The sequence below is a fragment of the Peribacillus sp. FSL M8-0224 genome (assembly GCF_038003055.1).
Lineage (GTDB): Bacteria > Bacillota > Bacilli > Bacillales > DSM-1321 > Peribacillus > Peribacillus frigoritolerans.
In genome coordinates this window covers 4,328,585-4,353,809 of record NZ_JBBOOJ010000001.1, presented here as the reverse complement: position 1 = coordinate 4,353,809, position 25,225 = coordinate 4,328,585, and the positions used below count along the sequence as shown (strand labels likewise).

Sequence of the window (25,225 nt, the reverse complement as noted above, 5' to 3'; positions counted from 1 at the left end):
CAAAAGTTTTGATATTTTGAGATAATCAATAAGCAACAAGTCTTTAATAGACTGGATTTGTTTAGAAAATATTATACAAGTTTGGGTGGTAAACATTTCATGGGGAATGTACTACTGAGGCTGCCAATCGGAATATGTATTGCAGCCTATATAAGGCAATGCACAGATAAAATTATAAAAAATGATAGGTTCCATCAAATACATAGTTAAATAATTTTCTTATTGAACTAAAGGTCGGTTTAGTAGAAGATGGAGTCGCGACGAGAGCTCTTTTTTCCCGTAAAAGAACAGGCATGTTATAGTATAGGAGAACCGGATTTTATAATATCTGTGGTAATCTTAATCATCAAAGGAGTTTATTCATAATGCATGTGCTACAAAAAACACAAAAAATAGTTCGCTATCAGAATCAACAGGGCAATATACATTACGGTATTGTTGAGGATGACATGATATTACAACTGTCTAGCAGTTTTGCTGAACTTGTCAACAAGGAAATAAAGTATGACGGGGTCGAGCTGAAATATAGTGACGTGAAAATCTTGGAACCTGTAAAACCTTCGAAAGTGGTTAATTTCGGCTGGACATATGCAGGTCATGCGAAGGAAACGGGTGGAGAGGCAAACCTTGTTGAACCATTCTTATTTTTAAAGCCATTATCTTCGCTTATTGCAGACAAGGAGAATATTATCCTTCCTCCAAACGAGCTATCCAATCAAGTGGAACTTGAAGGGGAAGTGGCCCTTGTCATTGGAAAGCGCGGAAAAAACATTAAAGAAGAAGATGCGCTTGATTATGTATTCGGCTGCACGATATTTAATGACGTGACAGCAAGAGATCTTACAAAAAAAGATCCACAGTTTACGCGGGGCAAAGGATTTGATACATTCGGACCTTTGGGACCATGCATCGTTACCGGGGTAGATCCTACAAACTTAAGGATTGTGACCACTTTAAACGGCCGCGTTGTCCAAGACGGAAATACCAATGAAATGTCTCTAAGCATTCCATTTTTGATCAGCTGGCTTTCACAGGTAATGACACTGGAGCCCGGCGATATTTTGGCCACGGGTTCACCATCTGGCAGCTGCATGATCAAGTCGGGGGATGAAGTCGTTGTTGAAGTCGAGAATATCGGTCGGTTATGTAATGGTGTCCAGTAGGATTTGCTGGAATTCTTAATACGTTAAAAAAGATCAGAGCTGCCTTTAAGGCAGCTTTTTCTTATGCATCGGGCAGGTTAGTTTAATAAAGAATGGATAAAGTATCTATGTAGATAAACATTTGGGGTGTGATTGAAACGAATAACAGGCTATTAGAAATATAAGTGTTGGATGGGAAGATACACTAGATAATGACGACTGGTATTTTGGTAATTCGAAAAGTCTATTATTTCGATGAAGAGCCAAGTAATCCTTCATGTTAGCGGAATGCTTGACCCTTCAGTTTCGTTTACCTGCAAGCTCTTCTTGGAAAAGCAAAGAAGTCACGAGATTGTACTTATTTAGCATTGCGCGGGGGCTTATTAGTTGGATAAATTGCTTTTTCCAAGTCTTCTGTTGCAATCACGGGGTCTACTGTATTGCTTTTAGCCTTTCCCTTCTGACTATTGCCTTTATCACGCTTTTGGCTCATGCCTAGAACCTCCCTCCATGTAGCTTCATTTGTTAAGATGGACTATTAGATGGCGACTTATTCACCAAACGAGTGAAGGGCCTCGTTTTGATTTGAAAACATCCATATAGCATTTAATATGTAATGGTGTCAGCTATTGTTGATAGACGATAATGAATATTAAAGTCCATACTTTGTTATCTTTTTATAAAGAGTAACTCTTGAAAAGCCTAATAAGGAGAAGCAAAGCAGCGGAACATATATGATGATTGTCCGGTTATGTATAATGAATTCATATCTTTCAAATGTAATCACACTGAAACCGAGATTTTATTTTGACAGAAAGCCCTTTTTATCCTGTAGAAGTCTACTATGGCAATCTGTCTTAAAGTTGCCAATTCCGATTACTATGTCCTATTGGTGCTTTACGGCATATAAAAATAAAAGTAGACGGTACAGCTGGAATCTTAGAGATTTTCACTGTACCGTCTATAAAATATTCAAGGTTTTTATTGTATTTGAGAATTTTTTTTGGGATACGGCTGTATATAGAATCCATCCGTTTCTGACCATTCTCCATATAGGATATCCTCAATTTTTTTATAATTCCTCTTCTGAAGCCCTTCCAGAAGCCATTCTTTTGATTTTTTCACGGATCGAAGTTCTTCCTCTTTTATTTGGCCTTCTTCAATTACTAAGATAGAAGGTGCTTCATCCCTAGGATTGAGGTCAAGCATATCTGGTGTGATGCTTCCCGCCTTAGAATGAAGCTTTACACTGATGTCCCCGCCAGGCTCAAGATATAAATCTCGCACTTCCCGGAGAGTGAACACCCCCTGTTTCCGTAGCATGGTTCGAACCTGTTCAATTTCCAGGTGATTTTTTTTCATTTGTTTTATATCCAATTCGCCATTACGAATAATCAAAGAAGGATGTCCTTTGAGCAACTTTTTCATGCGATCACTTTTTTGAGCGCAAATCTCAATGATATAAACGGAAATCCCCCAAAGGCAAATGGCAAATAGAATCTGCCAGATCGACACTTTTTCATCGTAAATGCCTTCTTCCAGAATGCCGCCTAATACTAAAGCGTAAATAAAATCAAAAGGGGTCACTTGAGACATTTCTTTTTTTCCAAGAAGTCTTGTCACTGCCAGGAGTCCAGCCAGCCCAATCACCAGCTTCGTTGCTATTTCCAGATAAATCATTTTACCACCTCATCTTTTTTTCCCTTTCTCCCTTTTAACAATCATTTAAACCAAATTGTACCTGGTATTTATTTCACACGCAGAGTACCGTTTTCTGCAATTCTATTAAATAAGAATACCCAACATCAGAGGCGGTATTGTCCTATTAAATAAAAGAAGACGGTACAGCGAGAATCTATAGAGATTTTCACCGTACCGCCTATTTTTAAATGAACATAAAGTTGTTAACCTGCCTATTCATTACCAATCATTTTTCAAAACAATTTTTCCTATCGCCTTGCCTGACTCCATGTACTCATGAGCTTTTGAGACTTCATCAAAGGTGAATATGTTTGGATCCACAAGCGGGCGCAGCTTACCTTCCTCAACCACCTTGGCAACCTTCTTCAAAATCTCTCCATATTGCTTATGCATGTCCTTATTTAATATCTTCAACAACATAAAGGTAACATGCAGAGAAAGTCCCTTTGAATGCACTGGGGAGAGGTCATGAGTCGAACGGGCTGCAATGGCTGCCACCGTTCCATGTACCGCAGCCGCCTCAAAAGAGCGATCAAGGTTTTCTCCGCCTACCGTGTCAAACACAACGTCAAATCCTTTTCCGGCTGTATATTTTTGTACATAGTCATGAACGCTTTCTTCTCGATAATTGATCGTTACATCTGCCCCAAGGCGCGTGCCAATCTCCAGCTTCTCTTGCGAAGAGGCAGTTGTATAGACTGTCGCGCCTTGCCATTTGGCTAGCTGAATGGCAATGTGGCCTACACCGCCGGTTGCTGCATGGATCAGTATATCTTGACCAGGGACTAGATGTGCCCGATTGAATAATGCTTCCCAAGCGGTAATGGCAACTAGTGGTAAAGCAGCGGCTTCTTCCATCGTCAAATTTTTCGGCTTGTGAGCAAGTAAATCAGCATCTGCAAGCATGAACTCTGCAAGTGCACCGCCAGTCCCTTTAAAACCACCCGCGCATCCAAACACTTCATCGCCAACTTTAAACTCAGTAACTCCTTCTCCCACTGCAGATACCAAACCTGCGACATCACCATGTAAAACGGCTGGAAACTCGGGGGCAACGGCTGGAACTGCACCAGCACGGACTTTCGTATCAATAGGATTTACACTTGAAGCCTTGACTTGAATAAGTACATGTCCAGGTTTTAATTCGGGTTTTGAAACCTCTTCAAGCTGAAATACGGATGGATCACCAAAAGATTGAATGATTTGTGCTTTCACTTTAGTCACTCCTATTTATTTTATGGGGAATTTTTCATTGCCTATGCCTGTTAAGGATTGCAGGGAATAGGATGAAATGTAAGAATATTTAGTCTTTGTTTGTAAAATCAATGATACTTTATCTACTATAAAATTAAAAGTTACACACATTATTGTTTAATAGAATAAAATTTGTAATATAGTATACTGACTTTATAATTTGAACAGGTGCTTTAAGGGAGTTACTTTGGCAACTCTTTTTTTATGCAGCAAAGGGGCAGATTAGTTGAAGAGTGCTGTTTGGCCTTTATTCAACAATTGGGCCAGATGATGAAAAAGGAATTCTGGAATGATTGCAGAATCTGTAGAACAGTGATGATGGAGGTGTATTAATGGAGTTAAGACCAGTAGAAAAAGAAGAATATAGTTTCATTGAAGACTTTGTATATGAGGTATTCAAAAATACCGCTTATTCAAATGGATTAGCTGAAAAAGCTTTGGTAAGAGAGATCCGGGAAAAACCCTATTATATTCCACAGCTTGATTTAGTTGTTGAGGAAGAAGGGGTAATTATAGGTCACTTTATCCTTTCAAAACTTCCAATTAGTAATAGGTATGAAAATGAAATGTTGATGTTATCACCAGTTTCGGTGGCAATTAATAAACAGCGTCAGGGTGTTGGTACGTATATGTTGCAGGAAGGTATTAAATTAGCTGCTAAAATGGGGTTCAAGGGAATGATTGTTGAAGGAGATGATCGATACTATCAACGCTTTGGATTTAGAACATCAACTGAATTCGGAATCTATGCGTCCAAAAAAAATCCTCCACCTTCTGTTGAGAATTTAATGGCTATGGAGTTGTGTGAAAATGGGTTGGGAAATATCTCAGGTGAAGTAGATTATTCGATTTATACTGCATTGACACATTGACAGTCATATCGATCCTATACAAATTCAAGATTTTGAGGAAGTTAAGCCATGAATCGGAGGTTAATCAATCTTCACTAAAGGGCGATTCTTTATGAACTAACAGGTGCTTGCTTCATTACCAGGAGCTGATCAGCAGCTCCTTTTTTGATGCAATAATATGGTAAAATGAGTAAAAAAGGAGGGGCATTATGAAAGTGGTTCTTCAAGCAATTATAGGTTCAATTTCCATTCATATAATCTATGTAGTCGTTATGATGCTAGTCGGTTATATAAAAACGAAAAACTATAAACCAGGTATTGAGAATGCATGGGGAAAAGTAGAAAACCTCCAAAACCAGGTAGAGTGTGTGAGTGTTACGCCCCCTCATTTTTATGTTTTATCATTTTTAGGAGTTTCAGTAATTTGTGGAATTGTAATTTTATCGTATGAAAAGTTAATGAGCTAACGGGGTATGTATATTATTGAATGGACTTAATGATTAAAGGGGGATAAGGATGGAAATTCGTTCAGTGAAAGGGGCAGATTACTATGTCATATCGCCGCTGATCAATGAGTGGTGGGGCGGAAGGCAAATGTCTGATATGCTACCGAAATTATTCTTTGATCATTTTACAAATACAAGTTTCATAGCCGAAAAGGAAGGGAAAATAGTCGGTTTCCTGATAGGGATTTTATCTCAATCTCAGCCTGATGAGGCATATATTCACTTTGTCGGAGTGCATCCTGAATACAGAAGAAATGATATCGGCAGACAGTTATATAATCAATTTTTCGATGTCGTTAATCAAAATGGCCGCAATGTTGTCCGTTGTGTAACGTCTCCGGTCAATAAATCTTCAATCGCCTATCATACCAAGATGGGATTTGAAATGGAAGAGGGAGATACATTCATTGATGGTGTTTCAGTGCACTCTGACTATGACGGACATAATCAAGATAGAGTTTTATTCATGAAACAGTTATCAATGAACTAAGGTCGACCAGTAAAAATCGGTCGATCTTTTTTTATAGAATCCACTAAGGCAGGACTGTCAGCTAAAGCGGGTTTTATTCATTGCCAATGCGGCCTGGAATAGCACGTACAATACCCGTTCTTTGTAATATTTCTCTGAAGAACCTCATAATTATCTAATCTGCTCATTGTATGCCCCCTTCATTTCTTCTTAGGCAGCTCTTCTTTTATGGTCCTATAGGGACAGGATAGTTCAACAAGGATAAGATATAATTTGGATTAATATACAAAATTTTAATGAATATAGAAAGGAAGCATGAATATGACAGAAATGGTACCACTGACATCGGAGAATTTGGAGCTATGCATCGAACTCTACATGAACGTTTTTAATCGTGAACCATGGAATGAAAGATGGACCTATGAAACGGCTAAAGAGAGACTTTCCGACTTATTGCATACACCTAAATTTCTTGGGTTTTTATTTCATATTGATCATAAACCAGTTGGTTTCATTGCTGGAAATAGTAAAGTGTCTGATCAAGGTTTAACGTATTATTTGGCAGAACTTTGTGTGAATAATCAAATGCAAGGCAAAGGGCATGGCTCAAAAATGCTTCGAGCCTTGGAAGCTGAACTGCAGAAGAGAGAGATTAAAAGTCTATATCTATTAACGGCCAATGAGGGGCTTGCAGAAGCATTTTATCTGAAAAATGATTATGTTGTAAACGAAGATAGGGTGGTCATGAAGAAAAACTTTTTTTGAAAAATAGTCAAGGGACGTGATGGGATTTTGTCGAAATCTGTAAAGTTGTATCAATTAAGCAGAAAAATACATAAATGGACTGGATTGATTTTATCCATCTTTTTCATGTTCATCGCAGTAACTGGCCTCGTGCTTGTTTATATGATACCACTCGGAGTGGCTGATGAGTTACGTATGGGGAAAGAGGCAAGTCCAGATCATGCGATACCCATGGAGAAGGTCGTGTCCATTGCTGTGTCTCAGGATCTACCAGGTGCGGATTCGGTTGAAGATATCTTTAGAATCGAATATAGACCAAGTGCAAATGTGTACCAGGTTCGCTTTAATAACGGTCAAGGTGTTCAAATGGATGTGAGTACGGGAAAAGTGTTATCCACAAATCCAGATTACTCGACTTTCCTCATTACATTACATGATGGAACCTTCTTTGGTGATTGGTATAGATACAGTATCCTCACAATGACGGGTTTATCCTTAATCCTGCTGTCGTTTTCCGGGTATTACATGTTCGGGTATCCTCTCTATAAGCGTCTAATGGCGAATAAAAGGAAATCTTAATATGAGGTGGTAATGTGTCTATAAAAGGTTTGAATCACTTTTTATTTTCAGTTTCTGATTTAGACAGTTCCATAGAATTTTATCAAAAGGTTTTTGATGCGAAATTATTAGTTAAGGGCAGAACCACAGCCTATTTTGATTTGAATGGAATGTGGATTGCCCTGAATGAAGAAAAAGATATTCCCCGTAATGAAATAAGCCAATCATACACACATATCGCCTTTTCCATAGAAGAAGCCGACTTCATGAACATGTATGAGAAACTGATCGGATTGAATGTAAACATTCTGTCAGGACGTCCAAGAGATGAAAAGGATAAGAAGTCCATTTATTTCACTGATCCAGATGGTCATAAGTTTGAGTTTCATACAGGGACTTTACAAAATAGAATAGATTACTACAAACAAGAAAAAGCACATATGGAGTTTTTCGACTGATAGTAAGCTATTTTCAAATGAAAAGGGGAATGTTCATGAAAACTATTGGCCTTATTGGCGGCATGAGCTGGGAGTCATCGTTGGAATATTATCGAATCATCAATGAAGAGGTAAAAGCCAAATTAGGAGGATTGCATTCAGCCAAGTGCATTTTATATAGCGTGGACTTTGAGGAAATCGAACGCTGCCAAGCTGAAGGGGATTGGGAAAGTTCCGGCAAATTATTAGGCGATGCAGCTCTGTCTTTGGAAAAGGCAGGTGCCGAAATGATACTAATTTGTACAAATACGATGCATAAAGTGTTTGGATATATTGAAGAAAAAGTCAGTTTACCGATTTTGCACATTGCTGATTCAACGGCAAAACAAATTCAAAAGACCAAAATCAGTACGGTTGGTTTACTTGGCACTAAATATACGATGGAGCAAGACTTTTATAAAACACGAATTGAGACTAATGGTATCAAGGTCCTGATACCAAGCGAAGAGGATAGAAAAGTAATCAATAAAGTGATTTATGAAGAATTATGTTTAGGTGAAATTCAACAATCATCAAGGCATTATTACAAAAAAGTCATCAAGGAGTTAGTGGATGATGGAGCGGAAGGAATAATACTAGGCTGCACAGAAATTGGATTACTAGTAAAACCAGAGGATTCCGAAGTGCCATTATTCGATACAGCTGTCATACATGCCATCGAATCCGTCAATATGGCAATGGAAAAATGAATTGATCACATTGTGCTTCAATAAGGAAAGTTGCTGCGGCGGCCTTTTTTTTTGTGGAGCTGAGGTTAGGTTAATTCAGGTAAAATAACCAAATTAATGTAATTGTGTGTTAAAGTCTTACTAGAAGATATGGTATTCGAATTTAAAGGGAGATAAAGATGCGAAATGTAACATATATATTTATTACTAGTTTAATTTGGATCTTATCAGGAACTTTTTTGTTCATCCATAGTAAGGGTATGATGAATGTTAGTCCTTGGGGGATGCACACTTTTGAAAATATAACGATACAAATAGCAGTTATTCTATTACCGTTTATTGGACTATTTTTGTCAATTCTTATTAAGAAGAGAGTCATAAAGTACGTAATGATTTTAGGGTGTTTAATGAATATTTATTTTCTCTCCATTCCATGTATCTTTGCTTGGATACATTACTTTCAGGTCATTTAATACAGTAGAATTCTTTTTGAAATTATTCTAACAGGAGCTTTCCTTCATGCTTAAGCTGTGCTTATGCAGCTAACTGATTTGAAATAAAATTTATATTGCAGTAAAGGAGAAGGTTGGATTTGCTTAAGATTGATACAGTTTTTTCATATGTTCTTCTCGGAGTAATAGTTTTTTATGCCTTGGAATGGTTAGCTGTTGGTTCAGGTTTCGGGGTACTTGTTGGCGGGAGTTTTGGTTTACTTTTATATATAGCTAATCATATTAGTAAAAATCAAAAAACAATGGGCAATACGGAAGAAACTGATGACAAGCAATAAATATTAAAATAATAGGTTAACGGGTGCTTTACATTAATAAAAGGGTTGCTGTGGCAGCTCTTTTTCTTATGGAACTAGCGGGGCGGGTTAGTTGAACAAGAGATTCCATAAAACCTCATTTTCTTATACAGCTCCTGGCTTCTTTAGAAGCTTGTTTTTTATAAGTTACCTTCCTATATGAATAAAGGCAGCTTTCCGTTTCTTGCTGAAAGCTGCCTTGTTAATATTTTTATTTCACTATATAGGGATATATCTACATTAGTCTAACTATCATAGCTCTTTGCTTGGACTTTTCCGAGACCAAACAACTACAGGAATAAGCACTAGTGACAGAATGGCTCCAGAAAGTGATAATGCTGCAAAACTAGAATGAGCGACTACCATTCCTGATACCCCCCCACCAGCTGCTCCTGACAGTGCAAATAGTACATCGACTGATCCTTGTGTTTTTGCACGCACAGATGGGTGTGTTGAATCTATAATGAGAGCAGTCCCGCTTATTAAACCAAAGTTCCAGCCTAAACCTAGCAGTACTAACGCCAGGGTAAGCAGTGGCATTGATCCTACCGGTGTAAAAGCTGCCACCAATCCAGAGGCTAGGAGTGTAGCACCAGAAGCAACAGCCATAGTAATGCGGCCAAGCTTATCTACCAATATACCTGTCAATGGTGAAGGAAGGTACATAGCTGCTATATGGAAACCTATAACTAATCCTACTTCTCCCAAACCATGACCATGATGTCCCATATGAATTGGTGTCATTGTCATAATGGCTGCCATGACAAATTGAGTCAAAATCATAATTACAGCCCCAACAACAACACCCTTTTTGTTTATGGTAGCATTCTTTAAATTTGTCCCTGTCTGTACGCTATCGTCTTTTTTCTTTGCATTCGCAATAGCTGTGGACACAACCAAAGGGTCTGGACGAAGTAAAATTAAGATAAATAATCCGGCAATAATAAAAGCAGCTGCTGACAAGATAAAGGGGCCAGCCAAGGTTGGAACACCAATTGAATCCGCAAATTCCCCCATTCTATTGACCAAGTTAGGACCAACAACAGCACCCAAGGTAGTGGAAACCATGGCCATGCTTGCAGCAGTTGCCCTTTGTTTATCTGTTGCAAGGTCTGTACCTGCATATCGCGCTTGTAGATTAGACGCTGTACCAGCTCCATAAATAAAAAGAGAAATAAATAAAAGTGGGATGCTGTTGGTTAAGGCTGCAATTATAACACCAATAGCACCTAACCCACCTGCAAGGAAACCACCTGCAAGTCCTGCTCTGCGGCCAAAACGTTGCGAAGACCGGCCTATAAGCAGGGCAGCTCCTGCAGAACCTAAAGTAAATAGGGCAGTTGGAATTCCTGCCGCATTTTCAGTCCCTAGCATGTCTTGTGCAAGAAGCGCTCCTACTGTTATACCGGCTCCAAGTCCTGCTCCCCCAAAGATTTGTGAAAGAATCAAAATTCTTAATGTTTTTTTATAAAGGTGTATTTGTCTTTCTGGTGAATCAATATATTCTTGCAGCCATATAGGCTGGTGTGTTGAGGCATTCGTATCTTTTGCTGACATTGTCATGAACTTTACCTCCTAACGAAATATCCTTGTAGCTTTTCATGTTTGGATGTCATCCTTGGAACATTTCATATTGTAATTAGAAGAAGCTCATAATTAAATTTCGATAATTATGAGCTTCTTTTATTTCTTATTTTTAAATAGGAACGTGAAACTATTTGTCGGTGTTCATATTAAAATTTGTAGGATTCACCATCTTCTGGTACTAACATATTACTTGAGAATCCTTTTTCATTACTAAAGTTTTTTAATTCTTCTCTAGATAGTGTCCAATGGTTAACAGCTTCCATATGAACAGAAATAATCTTAGCATTAGGAGCCGCCTTGTGTACTTCATAGATGTCTTCTTTTCCCATAATGAGAGAACCATATTCTATCAATTGATTATCTCCGCCATTGACAACAATAATATCTGGTTTATGGGTTTCCAATTCATCCTGTACACCTTCATACCAGACTGTATCACCAGCTACGTACAATGTTTTTTCACTTGGATGTTTAAAGAAAACGCCACATACTTCCCCCATACGCTTTAATAGTTCTTTTCCTCTTCCATGCTCGCCTCTTGTTTTAACTAATTGGATGCCTTCAAAGACAGTGTCCTTTGTTAATACCTCTACATTGTGGAACCCGGTATTTTGGACTTCCTTTGCATCTTCTTCATTTTGAACGAACATTTTAATATCTTTTGGTAATAGTCCTTGCGCTGCTTCGTCAAAATGGTCTAAATGTAAATGAGTCACAATGACTGCATCAACTCCACTAATAATATCGTCAGCAGAGGTTGGTAAACTCACTGAAGGATTGTTTTGATCTTGCCTAATCGTACCAGGGAAGGACGGGTACGTACCTTTCTCTGCTAACATCGGATCAATTAAAAACTTTTTATTTGCATATTCTACAACTATCGTTGCATTTCGAATTTGTGTAATTTTCATCTTTACAACTCCCTTTCTTTTCATGTGTTCCCTAACAGTGTTAAGTGTATAATATGAGCAGGATTCAAATACACAGATAAATTAAAGTGTTTTAGTCGTTTGACTTTATTTTTGAAAGGAGTTGACGTTCAGATGGATCAAACAGATAAGCGAATTATAGAGGAGTTATGTAGCAATAGCCGGATTACGATGAAAGAATTAGGGGAGAGAGTTCACTTAACAGGACCAGCAGCCGCAGCTAGAGTGGAGAAATTAGAGGACAATGGGGTTATTGAGGGTTATAGCATTAAAGTGAATCAAGCGAAATTAGGGTGCTTTACGTATGCCTTTATCAATATCTATATAGAAGGTACACATCATCAACCTTATCTCTCTTTTATCCGAACAAAGGAGGGGTATGTCATCAATAATTATAAAATCAGTGGAGATAGCTGTTATCTTTTGGAGTGCAGGTTTCCAAGTAATGAAGCGTTAAATCAATTTTTATTAGAGTTAAACAAGTATGCAAACTATAAATTATCGATCGTTATAAGTAAGTAGGGCATGAATAAACATGGATATTTGTGAATAGTCACATTTAAACTTATAAGGCTTGAATTGAACAACGAAGGCAGCAGGGACACCTCGTTTTCTTATTCACAAGTTAGTATATGAAGGACTGTACTTAATCTAATGGGTGGTTTAGCTGAAGAGCGGAGCTGTCTTTAAGGCAGCTTTTTCTTATGGAACTATAGGACAGGTTAGTTGAAGAAGAAAATGAATTGATTGGTGTTGAATTAAATGCCTAACTATATTTTTTATACAAAGATGTAACTGCTAGGCAGGAAAAATATTTAGACAGTTGGTCAGAATATATTGAATAAGGAAAAAGAGTCGGCAAAGCGACCCTCCTCTAAGATTCTCCGTATTCAACATATTAAGTATTTATTCAACGCTTGTTGTAAAGTTCCTAATGTTTGTGCTTTTTCATTCAATCTCATTCCTAAGCGTATCATATTGCTAGCCACTTCAGCTCTTAACCCGGTAATCACAGTGGTACATCCCATTAATGAAGTGCCGTCAATAATCCTCATTAAATGATCAATTACCTCAGTCTCCATTTCCATAATTCCAGATAAGTCCATAATCAATGTTTGAATACGTAATTTTCCAATCTCTATTAAAACTTTTTCCTCTAGAATATTCGTTCGGTAAAGATCAACCGCACCAATTAAAGGCAAAATACATATAGTGGGTGTTATTGGGATTATTGGCACAGAAAGATTTTCGACCAATTCTCTTTGAGCCATTATCAATGAATCTTTGTATTGAGAATATGTGATAAAAAAAACATTTAAAAACCTGTCTACTTGATTATTTATTTGTTTTTCTACCGAAAAAAAATCTTCATTTATAACGTGATTCGTTACCTCGTTATATCCTTGTAGGAACTTCCACAAAGTTCTTCGAATGGCTTGCATCCACTCTAATTTGAAAGTTAATGGTATTTCGTGTGTCGCCCAAGCTATACCTTCTTGTTTAGCAAATGATTGAAGCTCTTGTTCTTCACCCTCAATAATGTATCGAACCAGCTTACGGGCATTATTTATCAGGTCAATATTACCTACCATTAATATTTCTTTAATTTTGTCTTTCACATTAGATGCTTCGTTTAATAATGAATCTTCAAAATCCTCGTTATTTTCTTCGATGAATTTCATTAATTTATATATATCAAGTGACAAATCCATAATTTAATCTCCTTCTTTTAAATATGCCAAATCATAAATACCCTATTATTTAATTACTAAACCCATTTACACAAAAAACTTCTAATTTAAAGGAAAATGGATGATATTTATGTAAATTAATATTGTGAAGATTTCTACTTAAACTAACGGGTGCTTTACTTCAATAAGGAAGGTTGCTGAGGTAGCCTTTTTCATATGGCACTAACGGGGCAGGTTGTTCAATTAAAGAAATGTACATTGGCATATTTTCCTTACATTAGTAGAGAGTTTAGTTGAAGAAGAACTGAATAAATAAAAACAGCCAGGTTCTGGCTGATTTTATTGTAAAAAATCCGAATGCTTGAAATAAAAACAAAAATTCAATCAGATTTATAGGATAACTTTATTAATTCCAGTTTTTCTCTATAAATTGAACTGCAGGATTTAAATTTGTTTTGTTAGCAATTGAAATGAGAGCTGGAACCACAGAAGGGTCCGTTTTGGAGAAATTAGGGATCCGTGGATTTAACCGAAAAAAACGATTTCCTAGAAGCTGAGAACTGACCATGGATTCATAGTAACCGGATCCACTAGCGACAATCTGAAGAAATGGCAGTAAGGGTTCATTGGGAGCTCGGTCCAAAAGAACTCCCCAATTTGGGGGAAGGTTCTTCATATTTTCGGGACGTATGTTATCTGCACTTACCATCCCCCACCCCTTCGTATCTCTTCTTAATCGAGTCGGCTCTTCACCTGTTCCAATGGATAATACCGCAATTTGATCCAACGGCTGTTTGGCTTTCCCCACCGCAAATGCGATACTGGCTGTACTGGGGTTGGTTGCTACTGTATACCCATCCACGTAGTTTTGATAGGCTCGTTGCGTCGCGGGAGCACCACTGCTCCGTAGTATTACATCACTCGCTTTCTCATTTAAATAGGGAGAGCCAGGAAAGTTGTGGAATAACACAGGAGTCCAACGATTCAGCTCCGGTGAGAATAAATGAAATGCAGGTACAACAATTCGTCTTTTTAAGTCTTTGAGGAGAAGATCTGATGGGAAAAATGTTTGTACCGCTTTAATGAAACCAGAATATGGCAATTGTTGGTTAAAAACAGGTCCACCTGGTCGGGAAACGCTGAAAGCAGGCAGGATTTTATCCTTGAAAAACTGGAGTGTCTCCTTCGGCGATCTTCCACTTGCTAACGAAAGGGCAGTGAATGAACCGATTGAATTTCCCGAAAAAACATTGGTTCGACTAATTAATTTTGGGTTTTGCCGAGCCAGTCTGTTCAAAAGTTGTAAACTTAAAGCACCTAAAGTGCCGCCTCCATCAAAGGACATGATCCGATATTTTGTCAAAGCTATTTCTCCTTTCTAATCTGGTCACAAATATCATTCAGTATATGTTTATTTTTCAGGAGCCGGATTATGTAGCTAAACATCCAAGGAAAGACTTCACCGAGTATATAAAAAACTATGACGATGATAGAGGGGACTACGTTTGAGTGGCAGTACGGGCAAGCCAAACAGAATTATTATGTACGTACTTTGTTTGTAATGGGTGATGGGAAAGACAGAAAGTACAACCAAAAAAACTTGAAAGAAAATAAAAAAGCCATAGCGGTAGGCTACGGCTGCCTGTTCCGTCCTCAAACAGGTTCTTTTGCAACCTGTGCACAAAAGGAATTGATTATTATTAAATATCTTGCGACCCCTCAAGATGGAGATCATTTTTTCCAACAACAATATTGTGAAGGGTTACACTTAAACTAAAGGGTGCTTTAGCTGAAGATCGGAGCTGTCTTTAAGGCAGCTTTTTCTTGAGGCACTAACGGGGCAGATTAGTTGAACAAGGGTAATTCATAATTTGTATAGAATATGTAGAGTGTAGATTCATTTGAAGATAATGAGGTGGCTATCATAAAGAAATTTCTTAGTTTATTGTTTTTGGTTGTATTGTTTATTAGTGCAGTTGCTTGTAACAAAGATGTGATCAAAGAAAACAGTGAAGAAAAAAACCCCTAAAAGAGGAAAATGTGGTCAAAGTAGAAGAGGCAGAAATACTATTTAATAATTATAGTAAAGAACTATATACTATTAAAGATCCGTCCAATCCCCCAACTTTTGATGAAATCGCAGAAAAGATTAAATTATATTTAACAGAAGAACAATATAATGCTGAAATCGCTAACCGGAAATTTCAAATACCAGAATTGGTATCCAAACAAATTAATAAAAGTATAGAAGTACAAGATGTGAAACTTGAAGAACAAAGAAAAAATGGTGATGGCAAAATAGATTACTTATATACAACAACATTTAAAGTTTATGACGAGAATTCATCTAAAATTTATGAAAAAGAAGGAGAATTAACCATATCCACTACAAATAATGAATTAAAAATCGATCGTGATTGGAGTAGAGGGGTGAAAATTGACGGTTTAGATGGTGGCCTATAAGAGCTTATAAATGAAGAGTCATATTATGCAAGTGTGCTCTCGTTTTATTTAATTATTGTTGAGGACTATAAAGATTTAACGCATTGGATTTTGCACTAAATCAATTCATTAAAGTAAGGAATGGAAAATATATTTCATAATGGTTGTTGCATCACCTTTTCTATATAAACTCCACAACAATGTAATGTAAAAATTTGGAACTGGGTATTTCGTATTCCTGAGGAAGGTGAACGCAGTTGATGCAATGTTGTTTTATACCTAAATGACTCTTTAACACAGAAAAGGTTTTACTCTCGTTTATGTTATAATTTCGATTGAAGAATATCGATTTATACTATGACTATTAGATTGGTTGTTGAAGATGAAAAGGAAAAAAAACAAGAAAAATGAATCAAATATAATTAATATGACATTTGGAAAGAATTCTTATGTTAAGGACGATGAAACAGATTTTATATTTGCGTGGTTACATCCTATTATTTCGTGTAGGTTATGTATCAAGTATTTTATAAAATGGATGACGTCTGTGGATTCTTCTTTAGCACCTAATGTTCACCGTTACTACATTTTATTCTTTACATTGATATTGAGGTCATTTTTGTGGATTTATATTGGAATGGGAATTGGAGTAATCTCAAATGATAAGTCAGATGGCATGAGGTTAGTGACAGAGATTCCAATGGCTTTCGGGATGTCATTTTTATGTATATTTGGATTATTGTTGGTTTTACGGATTGTCATTTCTTTCTTTGAACTGATCAGACTATTTAAAAAAGATAACTTAATTTTGTATGGTTTGGGAGTTACCGTTGTATATGGGTTTATTGGCATGGTTATGTTGGGAAGTGCAATGAGGTAGTTTTATACAATGTTATCCTTCAGGTAATGGGTGCGTTAGCTGAAGATTGGAGCTGTCTTTAAGGCGGCTTTTTCTTATGGAACTATCGGGGCAGGATAGTTCATTAAGAATACATTCCATTTTTAGAAATAATTGTTGTAATGAAATAGAATATTTGTTAGGAAGGTTGTTGTTCAAGGTGGAGTATAGTTATGAAATCTAAAAAGACAGTATTAATTATAGCTTTGGGTATTATTTGTATAGCTATCTTTATAAATCTATTAAAGAAAGATTTATGGGATGTAAACGAAGAGTTGTTAAAAGAAGAAGTGTTATCAATTGGACATTCCGTTGAAACAATAAATTTATTAGAAGTAACACCGTTTGACTGGGATGTAGTATATTCCTTTGAACCATATACCCCGTTAGATCATATATATGAAACGGTAGGTTATAAATGGGATACTATTAACGGAACTGTAAATGAAGGAATGAATCAAATTGTATTCTTGAACGATGGAAAAGTAGTCTGCTATTTATATGGTTATCCTGAGAATAATGGATATGGTATATCTTTTGAATCTGAGAATTATAAAGATGCAGTTTATATGCTTAATAGTAATGATGATTTAAATTTTCAAGTAGAACGAAGAAACAGTGTTGTTTATTTGAGAAGCTAAGCAAGGATATGATTTCTTCAACTAACAGGTGCTATACTCAATAAGGGAGTTGCATTGGCAGCTCTTGTTCTTATATTTGTGAAGAAATGTACTAAAACTAACGGGTGCGTTAGCTGAAGATCGGAGCTGTCTTTAAGGCAGCTTTTTTCTAATGGAACTAACGGGGCAGGTTAGTTGAACAAGGTTCTTAATAAACCTTAATAGGATTTAGAGTTATGATACCTCAGTTTTTATGCTTTTAAAGGTTTTATTAAAGTTGAATTGAATTATTAATATGGATAAATAAAACAAAGTTGAGGTGTTATCTTGCAGATACTATTAATTCGACATGGTGAGTCAGAAGACGATTTTCTAGAAGAAAATTATGAAGGAACTACAGATTTACCACTAACTATTAAGGGAGTTGAACAAGTAGAAAAAATGTGTCGGCGTGTATCAGAAGAGTTTCCACCAGAATTCATATGGTCAAGTACCTTGCTTCGTGCTAGTGAAACTGCTGAAACTTTATCAAATACTATCCAAAGCCCAGTAACATTCTTAGATGATTTACGAGAGATGCAAGATATGGAGAGTGAATTTAATTTTAGATTACGAGCTCAAAATGTCCTTTCCTATATTAGAGAGAACAGTGCAAATTATAAAAGAATTGCTATAATATCCCATGGGGGGGTGATTACTAAAATAATTGAAAGCTTTCTTCAATTACCACCCGAAATTAATGATGTGTGGTTCAATTCTAATAATACAGGTATACATCTTCTTGAGTATACCGATCATCCATACAAACTTATAAGATTTTCAAATAGTACTACGCATTTGAATTAACTTACTTTCGCGCTGAATAATTTTAACTTTTTTAATATCAGGAGCTGATCAGCAGCTCCTTTTCTAATGGAACTAACGGGGCAGGTTAGTTTGGTAACTTTATTTGGAAACTGTGTTAAGATTAGGATATTGTTGTTTTGAAAGGCGTTGGAACAATTGAGTCGAGTCAATCCAAAAACAAAGATATACTTTTGGCTATCTGTTACCTTTTTACTCTGTGGAATTGTTTCTTGGATTCCTTATTTGGTCTTTAAAATTGAAGTATCTTATGGGATGCTAACATTTGTTCTTAACCCAATTGGAGTGGTAATAGGTTCTTTATCAAACAACAGATTAATAGCCTTAAGCAATTTAATTATGGTCTTTAGTTTTATTCCTGTTATGATATTTGTATATCTAACAAAAGGGTACATTCCTATGTGATTGTTAGGGGGATTTCCTGACACTCCATCAAACGTATTATAGAAGTAACAGATGCAATAGCAGTAAGTTAGATCTGTCATCTAGACAGCTTTTTTTATGCAATAAATTTGTCAATGACACTCCTTCTTAACAGCCTTTATAAAAAAGTGAATTTACAGTTTAAGAAAGTTATTGTGTCGCAGTTCGAAAAAATTGTGGTAATAAATAGGATGATCCTTGTTTAACAAACGGGTGCGTTAGCTAAAGGTCGGAGCTGTCTTTAAGGCAGCTTTTTCTTATGGAACTATGGGGCAGTTTAGTTGAAGAAAAAAAACGAAAAATGCGTATTTGAAGCAAAAAGCGACGTAGGGGTAAAGTGATGAAATCGTATGTTATACCAATTTTAAAGGGAATCATAACAGGGATTTTAGACGCAAAGAGGGAGAAAATTAGTTTTACTATACATGTTCAGAGTGCGGATGTCTTGGAGAATTATCAGATTTTTTTTCAAAAGAATCTGGGGATATAGCAGTTGTTAATGGTAACCAATTCGGTGAAAAGGGCGAAAACACTGTATCAATTAAATGCAACAAATGTGGAAATAGAATAGTCAGTTCAGAATATTAATGCACAGTACCTTCTTCTACAAACGGGTGCGTTAGCTGAAGATCGGAGCTGTCTTTAAGGCAGCTTTTTCTTATGGAACTAAAGGGGCAGGATGGTTGAGGAGTGCTGTTATTCAACAATTGGGCCATTTAATTGAATACTGTATATTTGAAATAAAGCTGCACTGCTTTGAAAAAACTCTGTATATAAGCGTGTGTTTGTTGAACAAGAAGTAAAAGGGTGATACTTATTATACATGACTAATATGTATCACCCCTTTTTGTAACTTTGTATGATTTTAGGTCTTGAAAAATTTCAAACCAAGATAAAAATCGGTATTATTTCTCTCTAATCTGCTCCGTCAGACGGTAGGTTATTCCCCAATACAAAAGGGCCAAAGCGCTGACAGAGGTACCAAATAGACATACACCAATCCATCCATAGTTTGCGTATATATTGGTTGAAACAACTGAACCCATGGCACTGCCGATGGAATAAAAAATCATGTAAGCAGCAGTAAGTCGGCTTCTCGCCTCAGGACGCACTGTGAAAATCATACTCTGATTGGTGACATGTACTGCTTGCACAGCCAGGTCAAGAAAGATAACGCCAATGACTAATGCGATCAGTGAGTGTTCGGTAAAGCTGATTAGGAACCATGATGCTAGCAATAAAACTAGGGCTATGCAGGTTGTTCGCTGTCCTAAACCTCGATCAGCCAGACCCCCAGCACGAGCAGCAGCTAATGCTCCGGCAACTCCAGCGAGACCAAACGCTCCAATAGCGCTATGTGAAAGAGAGTATGGTGGAGCACTGAGAGGTAGAACCAGCGAAGTCCACAATGTACTAAACGCGGTAAAAATCAGCATAGCCAGTACTCCTCGGACTCGTAGGATTCGTTCTTGCATGAACAATGTGAGCACCGAACGAAGCAGATGCGGATAGGATAGTGACTCTCTTTCGCTTTCATCACGCGGGAGTACTCGGAACAACACGCCAGTCATGATGAGCATCATGGCGGCAGAAACTAGATAGACCGAACGCCAACCGGCGAGATCGGTTAGTACACCAGCGAATGTTCGTGCGAGCAGAATGCCGATCACGACTCCACTTTGCACCAAGCCGACTATACGTCCACGTTCGGCTGGGGCAGCCAAAGTCGATGCGAACGCTACGAGCACCTGAGTCACCACAGCAAGCAGTCCGACCGCAGCTAATCCCGTGAAAAGCACTGTGATGATGGGGGCGATGCCAACCACAATCAGAGACAACACGGATAAAAGCAACTGACCGATGATTAGCCGACGTCGATTCAGTAGATCACCGAGCGGTACTAGCAGTATCAGTCCTAGCGCGTAACAAAGCTGAGTAATGGTAATGACAATGCCGATGGATGAATGGGCGATACCGAACTCGGTCGCCAGTGAGTTTAGCAACGGTTGTGCATAGTATATGTTGGCGACAGCCATCCCACAGGCTGTTGCAAACAATAGTGCCATATAGCGAGTCATGGTTGATCCGGATACTTTTTGTAATTGATCTGTTTTCGTATCATGATCTTTAACTTTAATTGTTGTTTTTTCTTTAACCTTCACCTTTACCATTACTTACACCCCTCTTTTTTTGTACTCAACAGTATAATATATCGTTCGGTATAAAATGATTCCTAATAAGGATAATCAACAAAACGTTTTGATGTCAAGTAAGTTATGCAGTTATTTGAATGATGTCCTTGAAAGAATCATCACAATTTGACAATAGGACTTTAATTAAATAAAATCATAATATACCGATTGGTAATTAAAAGGAGGGTTAATTATCCATGAATCAAATACCGGGGAATAACGAATTAACTGAAATATCTGGGGGCGATTCACCATCTCCAAAATTCCTGCAGACAAACGAACAGATTATAAAAAGCTTCTTTGAAGTTGTCAGATCAGGTTGCAATCCCGAACAAGCTAAGTTTTTTATGGCGAAAGAGGTAAGAGCACATCAAGTGAATTCAGAAAGCATGGTGACAATTAAAAGGTCACCTGAGAATTATGCTGATCATATAAGAGAAATGATGGATTCATGGGGGAATTTTAAAATAGAAATCCAAGAATTAATTTCTCAAAATCAAAAAGTTCATGTCAGATGGAAGCAGACGGGAATGCATATTGGAGAGTATGAGGGTTATCTGCCTACAAATAAAGAGGTTATTGAAATAGGTAGTGCCGTATACCGATTAGAGGATCGAAAAATAGTGGAATACTGGATTCAAGTGGACAGATTCGGAATCATTGAGCAAATAAAAAAGAATCAAGAACAAGATTAATTATCTAGTGAAGAAATTTTGTTTTTTTGAAATGAGGGATTTATTATGGTTCGACAACGTGAATTTGATGAGGAAAAAGCGTTGGATGATGCTATGTTGCTTTTTTGGGAGAAGGGGTACAAGGCTACTTCGCTAAGCGATTTGACTGCCAAAATGGGGATACAACGACCAAGCTTATACTCAGCTTTTGGAGACAAAGAGAAATTGTTTGAGGCTGCATTACGCAAATATACAAAGCTACATGCTTCCCATATTCGAACAAAACTTCAAAACAATCTATCTGTAAAGGAAGCATTTCACACATTTTTTGAAGATTTGGTGGAAGAGGAATATAAAGAAAGTCCGAACAAGGGATGTTTTTGCATTAATACAATGGTGGAACTTGCCCCTCACGATGAAAAATTTGAAATCCTTACAAGGGAGCATCAGATGTATCTTTCGATCATATTTCAAGAAACGATTGTCCGAGGTATTCGCTCAGGTGAGCTCGAAAGCAGCCTTAATGCTAAAGTTTTAGCACAGACACTAGTCGTTTCATTAATCGGACTTACCGTGTTGATGAAATCCCGTCCAGAGCGTTCATTTGTAGATAATTCTGTAGCGATGATATTATCATTATTAAAATAAATTTATCAAAATTCCAGTTTTATCAATCATGTCAGTCTCTGTGAATAAATGGGGTTTGTATAAAGCCCAATCTATAAAATCGATTGCAGCTGTAATGCTAATTTTTATTAACCAAGTTACGGCAAGTTTTTTTAATAAAATAATGATTCATTAATTATATTAAAAGCGTATTTTGATCAATCTTTTTTCAAAATACGCTTTTTCTTCGTTTATCAAGGTTATTAGTATCAATTTGATCAAACTTTATTTAAAGCAACAATACCATTGAGTTTTCACCTGATATTTTTGCAATTAGTTAACAGCAATACTAAGTAATATTAGTAAAGTATTCTTCAATTAAAGGGAGCGATTCTTGAAGAAGTTTCACTTTTCTTATAGAACTACCGGGCAGTTTAGTTGCATAAGGATAATCGTTTTTTGTGGTAAATTAATAGGAAAAGGATAGTAAGGGGGATGACTATGGAAGGGTTGGAAATATACGATTTCCTAAGATTAGTTTTTATAACTTTTATAATTAGTTTAATTGTTATTACCATTATTTTATTGGTTCAAAAGAAACGGAGCAACCTCGTTAATGGATTCACAGTTAGTATTACTTCAATAATTTCAATAATTGTTTCTGGTATTAATCTTATTATAGGATACATAGCTGATGAATTAAATTTAGGAGGAGATGTTATTTCCTCATATTTGTTTCTTATAATTTTAGGGTTAAGCATATTTAATTTGTTTATTTACTTTAAAAATAAAAACAGGATTATTAGTGATTAATAAATAAATTTTGTTCTTAAAGGAGTTGTTAGGGCAACTCCTTTAACGGGTGCGTAAGCTGAAGATCGGAGCTGTCTTAAGGCAGTTTTTCTTCTTTAACTAACAGGTGTTATTGTTTAATGAAAAATCTACTGATCTATTATAATAGTTCTTCTTTTGTCTATACTGTCTATTAATATGGTATACATTGGAGAGAAACAGGTATGATCTTAACTGATGTATGGGGTTTATATAAGGCAGATAAGCAAATCCAATTTATCGAGAATAACGGGATAGTATATCCATTAGTTCTTGCTTGGCTGTTTCTACACTTTCTTTTTGGAAATGTTTGTATTGCACTCGGATCTTGGATTCATCCATTCCTGCTGCACTTTCCAAAAACCCAGAAAGTCCTCTTGCTTTTCTATCCACTTCGATGAATAAATCTACGGATTGTGCGTCCGCGACGAATCCGATTTCAACCTCATCAAGGCTTCTTTGGAATGGACCGCCCTTTGGCTTGTATTCGAATTCCTGAAAGACACCCGTTTTGCTCCGTTTGAAGGGTACATTTTTCACTTTGTTCAAGTAAAACCCTAATGATTCGATTGCTTTTAGGAAGCTACTGACTGTTTCATTTTCAAATACGTTTATATAATCGTTATCTTTAGGGTCCAATGCGAACGTCACATCCATTTCCGTCTTCATCCACACAGACACGTCCCCTACCGTGATTGGCGTTTCGTACGGAAGTTGCAAGGAAAACGGAATCACCTTTTCTTCGCCTTTTTCAATGACGAATGCATCCGAAACCTTTATTTTGTAAAGGGTAACATCATCTAAATACTTACGGTCATCCTGTTCCCTCAAAACCTGTGTCATCACATGGATGTACAGCCCATTGATTTCCTGTTGGGTGTTTCCGCCAAGGACAAACACGTTCCCTTTTACCGTTTCTCCTTGTTTGTATGAATCTTTTTCTAATTTTGTATCCACTTTCGCCGCACCGATTCCGATGCTTGCTTTCATTTTATCAAAAAATGACATGTACATAATTCCCCCTTTGTAAGTCTATAAATAGCATAGCATAATAGGTCCATGAGCGCCTCTAGAAGGGGGTCAAAGTTTAATGGGCCATGAAAAAGTGAAACCACAAAAATTTATGCATATCTAAGTGGTGCAATGCGGAGAGACTTGTAAAGAAAGTATTTTTTTAGGGGGAAATATAATTTTTGAAAATGGTTAGAATTATTTTAGCGATAGTGGTTATTGTCCTATCAGGTTATAGTCTAATAGCTCAAACCTTGGAGTTAATGCCCTATTATATGTTTTCCCTTGGGGCATTTATGTTGGTGACAGGATTTGTCGAAATTCAAAAAGACAGAAAAGGATTTTGGGGGTATATGAATATTGTTATCTCTTTATTCTCTTCTTTTTTTTTACATACCGTATTTCTTATAGAACTAATAGGGGCGTTAGCTGAAAATCGGAGCTGCCTTAAGGCAGCTTTTTCTTATGGAACTATCAGGACAGGATTGTTGAAAAAGGAATTCAACCTATGTTTGTATAAATAGTAATATTTAACGATATTTGGCATTGCACTAATAGTATTTTAACAGTTACATTATTTTCTAAATGGGGAGGGGCATTTTTGCAAACTTTTTTTAGATATAACTGGATGGTAAGAGAAGACTGGTATCGTTGGTGTGAAGAGTTAAGTGAAGAAGAAATTCTGCGGAATCGAACGGGTGGAATGGGAAGTATATTGCATACACTTTTCCATATTGTTGATGTCGAATGGAGCTGGATACGTCTCTTGCAAGGTAAAACTGACTTTCAGGAGAGTTTCGACAGTTATAAAAGCTTGAACAAAGTTCGAAAATTGGACGCTGAATTTCATTTAGAAGTGGAAAACTTTGTGAACAACTGGGATGCTAGTATGGAAAATCAATTATTTTATGATAACTTGCAAGATGGAAGAATTGTGACGGATACTTGGGGGGAAATAATGCGACATACTATTGCTCACGAAATTCACCATATAGGGCAATTATCAATTTGGGCAAGGGAATTAGGGAAAAAGCCTGTTTCTGCAAACCTTATAGGTCGGGGTCTTTCCCCTCATTCCATATAAATAATTCAAATAGATATTAATTTAGTCGGTTTCTATATATATTGAGTGAAGTCCTTCAATTAGAGATCGCCTTTTCGATGTTCTGCTGCTGGTCAGTTTTGTTAAGCAAAATCAGTTTGTGAAGAATTGTATTTAAAGTAACGGGTGCGTTAGCTGAAGATCAGAGCTGTCTTTA

General features: G+C 36.8%; 29 protein-coding genes. 20 read left to right on the top strand and 9 right to left on the bottom strand.

Annotated elements, in window-relative coordinates; genetic code table 11:
- Positions 1-365 precede the first annotated feature (365 nt).
- Complete coding sequence (locus tag MKX49_RS21000; RefSeq protein WP_034304454.1) at positions 366-1,163, top strand: fumarylacetoacetate hydrolase family protein; 798 nt, start codon at positions 366-368, stop codon at positions 1,161-1,163.
- Positions 1,164-1,500: 337 nt separating this feature from the next.
- Here the strand turns inward: MKX49_RS21000 and MKX49_RS20995 are convergent, their stop codons facing one another.
- From MKX49_RS20995 to MKX49_RS20985, 3 genes are all read right to left on the bottom strand, one after another.
- Positions 1,501-1,635: a hypothetical protein gene (locus MKX49_RS20995; RefSeq protein WP_336866855.1), complete on the bottom strand. Its 135-nt coding sequence runs from the start codon at positions 1,633-1,635 to the stop codon at positions 1,501-1,503.
- Positions 1,636-2,123: 488 nt separating this feature from the next.
- Entirely contained in the window at positions 2,124-2,822 is a 699-nt protein-coding gene (locus tag MKX49_RS20990) for a DUF421 domain-containing protein (RefSeq protein WP_340877645.1), read from the bottom strand.
- Positions 2,823-3,062: 240 nt separating this feature from the next.
- On the bottom strand, positions 3,063-4,058 hold the full coding sequence (locus tag MKX49_RS20985; RefSeq protein WP_340877643.1) for a zinc-dependent alcohol dehydrogenase family protein: 996 nt from the start codon (positions 4,056-4,058) through the stop codon (positions 3,063-3,065).
- A 371-nt stretch (positions 4,059-4,429) separates the two neighbouring features.
- On the opposite strand from MKX49_RS20985, the gene MKX49_RS20980 reads away from it, so the two are divergent.
- The 8 genes from MKX49_RS20980 to MKX49_RS20945 all read left to right on the top strand — a co-directional run bounded on the left by MKX49_RS20980 (position 4,430) and on the right by MKX49_RS20945 (position 9,180).
- The gene (locus MKX49_RS20980) at positions 4,430-4,969 is read left to right on the top strand and encodes a GNAT family N-acetyltransferase (RefSeq protein WP_340877642.1); all 540 of its coding nucleotides are present in this window, start codon (positions 4,430-4,432) and stop codon (positions 4,967-4,969) included.
- Positions 4,970-5,157: 188 nt separating this feature from the next.
- Positions 5,158-5,415, top strand: coding sequence for a hypothetical protein (locus tag MKX49_RS20975; protein WP_340877641.1), 258 nt, complete (start codon positions 5,158-5,160; stop codon positions 5,413-5,415).
- Between the two features lie 49 nt (positions 5,416-5,464).
- A complete protein-coding gene (locus MKX49_RS20970) occupies positions 5,465-5,944 on the top strand; it encodes a GNAT family N-acetyltransferase (protein ID WP_340877639.1) in 480 nt (159 codons plus the stop codon).
- Between the two features lie 300 nt (positions 5,945-6,244).
- Positions 6,245-6,688 (top strand): GNAT family N-acetyltransferase, encoded by a 444-nt coding sequence (locus MKX49_RS20965; RefSeq protein WP_340877637.1) that lies wholly within the window; start codon positions 6,245-6,247, stop codon positions 6,686-6,688.
- A 27-nt stretch (positions 6,689-6,715) separates the two neighbouring features.
- Entirely contained in the window at positions 6,716-7,246 is a 531-nt protein-coding gene (locus MKX49_RS20960; protein WP_340877636.1) for a PepSY-associated TM helix domain-containing protein, read from the top strand.
- Between the two features lie 14 nt (positions 7,247-7,260).
- Positions 7,261-7,683: a FosM family fosfomycin resistance protein gene (fosM, locus tag MKX49_RS20955; protein WP_072273601.1), complete on the top strand. Its 423-nt coding sequence runs from the start codon at positions 7,261-7,263 to the stop codon at positions 7,681-7,683.
- 35 nt (positions 7,684-7,718) lie between these two features.
- Entirely contained in the window at positions 7,719-8,411 is a 693-nt protein-coding gene (locus MKX49_RS20950; protein ID WP_340877633.1) for an aspartate/glutamate racemase family protein, read from the top strand.
- Positions 8,412-8,982: 571 nt separating this feature from the next.
- Positions 8,983-9,180 (top strand): hypothetical protein, encoded by a 198-nt coding sequence (locus MKX49_RS20945; protein WP_340877632.1) that lies wholly within the window; start codon positions 8,983-8,985, stop codon positions 9,178-9,180.
- A 270-nt stretch (positions 9,181-9,450) separates the two neighbouring features.
- On the opposite strand, the gene MKX49_RS20940 is transcribed toward MKX49_RS20945, so the two are convergent.
- Together MKX49_RS20940 and MKX49_RS20935 are read right to left on the bottom strand one after the other, a co-directional pair.
- Positions 9,451-10,761, bottom strand: a complete 1,311-nt coding sequence (locus MKX49_RS20940; protein WP_340877631.1) for an MFS transporter — start codon at positions 10,759-10,761, stop codon at positions 9,451-9,453.
- Positions 10,762-10,931: 170 nt separating this feature from the next.
- Entirely contained in the window at positions 10,932-11,696 is a 765-nt protein-coding gene (locus MKX49_RS20935; protein WP_340877630.1) for an MBL fold metallo-hydrolase, read from the bottom strand.
- Positions 11,697-11,828: 132 nt separating this feature from the next.
- On the opposite strand from MKX49_RS20935, the gene MKX49_RS20930 reads away from it, so the two are divergent.
- Positions 11,829-12,236, top strand: coding sequence for an Lrp/AsnC family transcriptional regulator (locus MKX49_RS20930; RefSeq protein ID WP_063575111.1), 408 nt, complete (start codon positions 11,829-11,831; stop codon positions 12,234-12,236).
- 368 nt (positions 12,237-12,604) lie between these two features.
- On the opposite strand, the gene MKX49_RS20925 is transcribed toward MKX49_RS20930, so the two are convergent.
- Positions 12,605-13,426, bottom strand: coding sequence for an STAS domain-containing protein (locus tag MKX49_RS20925; protein ID WP_262870477.1), 822 nt, complete (start codon positions 13,424-13,426; stop codon positions 12,605-12,607).
- A gap of 385 nt (positions 13,427-13,811) precedes the next feature.
- Complete coding sequence (locus tag MKX49_RS20920; RefSeq protein WP_340877629.1) at positions 13,812-14,768, bottom strand: patatin-like phospholipase family protein; 957 nt, start codon at positions 14,766-14,768, stop codon at positions 13,812-13,814.
- Positions 14,769-14,885: 117 nt separating this feature from the next.
- Here MKX49_RS20920 and MKX49_RS20915 point away from each other — a divergent pair, with 117 nt between their 5' ends.
- The 5 genes from MKX49_RS20915 (at position 14,886) to MKX49_RS20895 (ending at position 18,211) form a co-directional block, all read left to right on the top strand.
- Positions 14,886-15,182, top strand: a complete 297-nt coding sequence (locus tag MKX49_RS20915; protein ID WP_340877628.1) for a hypothetical protein — start codon at positions 14,886-14,888, stop codon at positions 15,180-15,182.
- 263 nt (positions 15,183-15,445) lie between these two features.
- Positions 15,446-15,868, top strand: a complete 423-nt coding sequence (locus MKX49_RS20910; protein WP_340877626.1) for a hypothetical protein — start codon at positions 15,446-15,448, stop codon at positions 15,866-15,868.
- 361 nt (positions 15,869-16,229) lie between these two features.
- Positions 16,230-16,727, top strand: coding sequence for a hypothetical protein (locus MKX49_RS20905; protein ID WP_253349900.1), 498 nt, complete (start codon positions 16,230-16,232; stop codon positions 16,725-16,727).
- Between the two features lie 191 nt (positions 16,728-16,918).
- Complete coding sequence (locus MKX49_RS20900) at positions 16,919-17,386, top strand: hypothetical protein (RefSeq protein WP_340877625.1); 468 nt, start codon at positions 16,919-16,921, stop codon at positions 17,384-17,386.
- 306 nt (positions 17,387-17,692) lie between these two features.
- Complete coding sequence (locus MKX49_RS20895; protein ID WP_340877624.1) at positions 17,693-18,211, top strand: histidine phosphatase family protein; 519 nt, start codon at positions 17,693-17,695, stop codon at positions 18,209-18,211.
- A 1,346-nt stretch (positions 18,212-19,557) separates the two neighbouring features.
- Here MKX49_RS20895 and MKX49_RS20890 read toward each other — a convergent pair.
- Positions 19,558-20,823, bottom strand: a complete 1,266-nt coding sequence (locus MKX49_RS20890; protein ID WP_340877623.1) for an MFS transporter — start codon at positions 20,821-20,823, stop codon at positions 19,558-19,560.
- 218 nt (positions 20,824-21,041) lie between these two features.
- On the opposite strand from MKX49_RS20890, the gene MKX49_RS20885 reads away from it, so the two are divergent.
- From MKX49_RS20885 to MKX49_RS20875, 3 genes are all read left to right on the top strand, one after another.
- Positions 21,042-21,539: an ester cyclase gene (locus MKX49_RS20885; RefSeq protein ID WP_318292860.1), complete on the top strand. Its 498-nt coding sequence runs from the start codon at positions 21,042-21,044 to the stop codon at positions 21,537-21,539.
- 45 nt (positions 21,540-21,584) lie between these two features.
- Positions 21,585-22,166, top strand: coding sequence for a TetR/AcrR family transcriptional regulator (locus MKX49_RS20880; RefSeq protein ID WP_089364843.1), 582 nt, complete (start codon positions 21,585-21,587; stop codon positions 22,164-22,166).
- Positions 22,167-22,625: 459 nt separating this feature from the next.
- Entirely contained in the window at positions 22,626-22,937 is a 312-nt protein-coding gene (locus MKX49_RS20875) for a hypothetical protein (RefSeq protein WP_340877622.1), read from the top strand.
- A 255-nt stretch (positions 22,938-23,192) separates the two neighbouring features.
- Here MKX49_RS20875 and MKX49_RS20870 read toward each other — a convergent pair whose 3' ends face one another.
- On the bottom strand, positions 23,193-23,963 hold the full coding sequence (locus tag MKX49_RS20870; RefSeq protein ID WP_063590061.1) for a sporulation protein: 771 nt from the start codon (positions 23,961-23,963) through the stop codon (positions 23,193-23,195).
- 191 nt (positions 23,964-24,154) lie between these two features.
- Here MKX49_RS20870 and MKX49_RS20865 point away from each other — a divergent pair, with 191 nt between their 5' ends.
- Together MKX49_RS20865 and MKX49_RS20860 are read left to right on the top strand one after the other, a co-directional pair.
- Positions 24,155-24,490, top strand: coding sequence for a DUF3953 domain-containing protein (locus MKX49_RS20865; protein WP_340878587.1), 336 nt, complete (start codon positions 24,155-24,157; stop codon positions 24,488-24,490).
- Between the two features lie 77 nt (positions 24,491-24,567).
- Positions 24,568-25,050, top strand: coding sequence for a DinB family protein (locus tag MKX49_RS20860; RefSeq protein ID WP_340877621.1), 483 nt, complete (start codon positions 24,568-24,570; stop codon positions 25,048-25,050).
- Positions 25,051-25,225 lie beyond the last annotated feature (175 nt).

Coding starts and splice junctions, on each gene's coding strand:
- MKX49_RS21000 (WP_034304454.1), top strand. CDS start 366: ATGCATGTGCTACAAAAAACACAAAAAATAGTTCGCTATCAGAATCAA.
- MKX49_RS20880 (WP_089364843.1), top strand. CDS start 21,585: ATGGTTCGACAACGTGAATTTGATGAGGAAAAAGCGTTGGATGATGCT.
- MKX49_RS20885 (WP_318292860.1), top strand. CDS start 21,042: ATGAATCAAATACCGGGGAATAACGAATTAACTGAAATATCTGGGGGC.
- MKX49_RS20890 (WP_340877623.1), bottom strand. CDS start 20,823: ATGGTAAAGGTGAAGGTTAAAGAAAAAACAACAATTAAAGTTAAAGAT.
- MKX49_RS20975 (WP_340877641.1), top strand. CDS start 5,158: ATGAAAGTGGTTCTTCAAGCAATTATAGGTTCAATTTCCATTCATATA.
- MKX49_RS20990 (WP_340877645.1), bottom strand. CDS start 2,822: ATGATTTATCTGGAAATAGCAACGAAGCTGGTGATTGGGCTGGCTGGA.
- MKX49_RS20925 (WP_262870477.1), bottom strand. CDS start 13,426: ATGGATTTGTCACTTGATATATATAAATTAATGAAATTCATCGAAGAA.
- MKX49_RS20995 (WP_336866855.1), bottom strand. CDS start 1,635: ATGAGCCAAAAGCGTGATAAAGGCAATAGTCAGAAGGGAAAGGCTAAA.
- MKX49_RS20980 (WP_340877642.1), top strand. CDS start 4,430: ATGGAGTTAAGACCAGTAGAAAAAGAAGAATATAGTTTCATTGAAGAC.
- MKX49_RS20965 (WP_340877637.1), top strand. CDS start 6,245: ATGACAGAAATGGTACCACTGACATCGGAGAATTTGGAGCTATGCATC.
- MKX49_RS20865 (WP_340878587.1), top strand. CDS start 24,155: ATGGTTAGAATTATTTTAGCGATAGTGGTTATTGTCCTATCAGGTTAT.
- MKX49_RS20950 (WP_340877633.1), top strand. CDS start 7,719: ATGAAAACTATTGGCCTTATTGGCGGCATGAGCTGGGAGTCATCGTTG.
- MKX49_RS20935 (WP_340877630.1), bottom strand. CDS start 11,696: ATGAAAATTACACAAATTCGAAATGCAACGATAGTTGTAGAATATGCA.
- MKX49_RS20900 (WP_340877625.1), top strand. CDS start 16,919: ATGAAATCTAAAAAGACAGTATTAATTATAGCTTTGGGTATTATTTGT.
- MKX49_RS20930 (WP_063575111.1), top strand. CDS start 11,829: ATGGATCAAACAGATAAGCGAATTATAGAGGAGTTATGTAGCAATAGC.
- MKX49_RS20940 (WP_340877631.1), bottom strand. CDS start 10,761: ATGACAATGTCAGCAAAAGATACGAATGCCTCAACACACCAGCCTATA.
- MKX49_RS20870 (WP_063590061.1), bottom strand. CDS start 23,963: ATGTCATTTTTTGATAAAATGAAAGCAAGCATCGGAATCGGTGCGGCG.
- MKX49_RS20970 (WP_340877639.1), top strand. CDS start 5,465: ATGGAAATTCGTTCAGTGAAAGGGGCAGATTACTATGTCATATCGCCG.
- MKX49_RS20915 (WP_340877628.1), top strand. CDS start 14,886: ATGACGATGATAGAGGGGACTACGTTTGAGTGGCAGTACGGGCAAGCC.
- MKX49_RS20905 (WP_253349900.1), top strand. CDS start 16,230: ATGAAAAGGAAAAAAAACAAGAAAAATGAATCAAATATAATTAATATG.
- MKX49_RS20875 (WP_340877622.1), top strand. CDS start 22,626: ATGGAAGGGTTGGAAATATACGATTTCCTAAGATTAGTTTTTATAACT.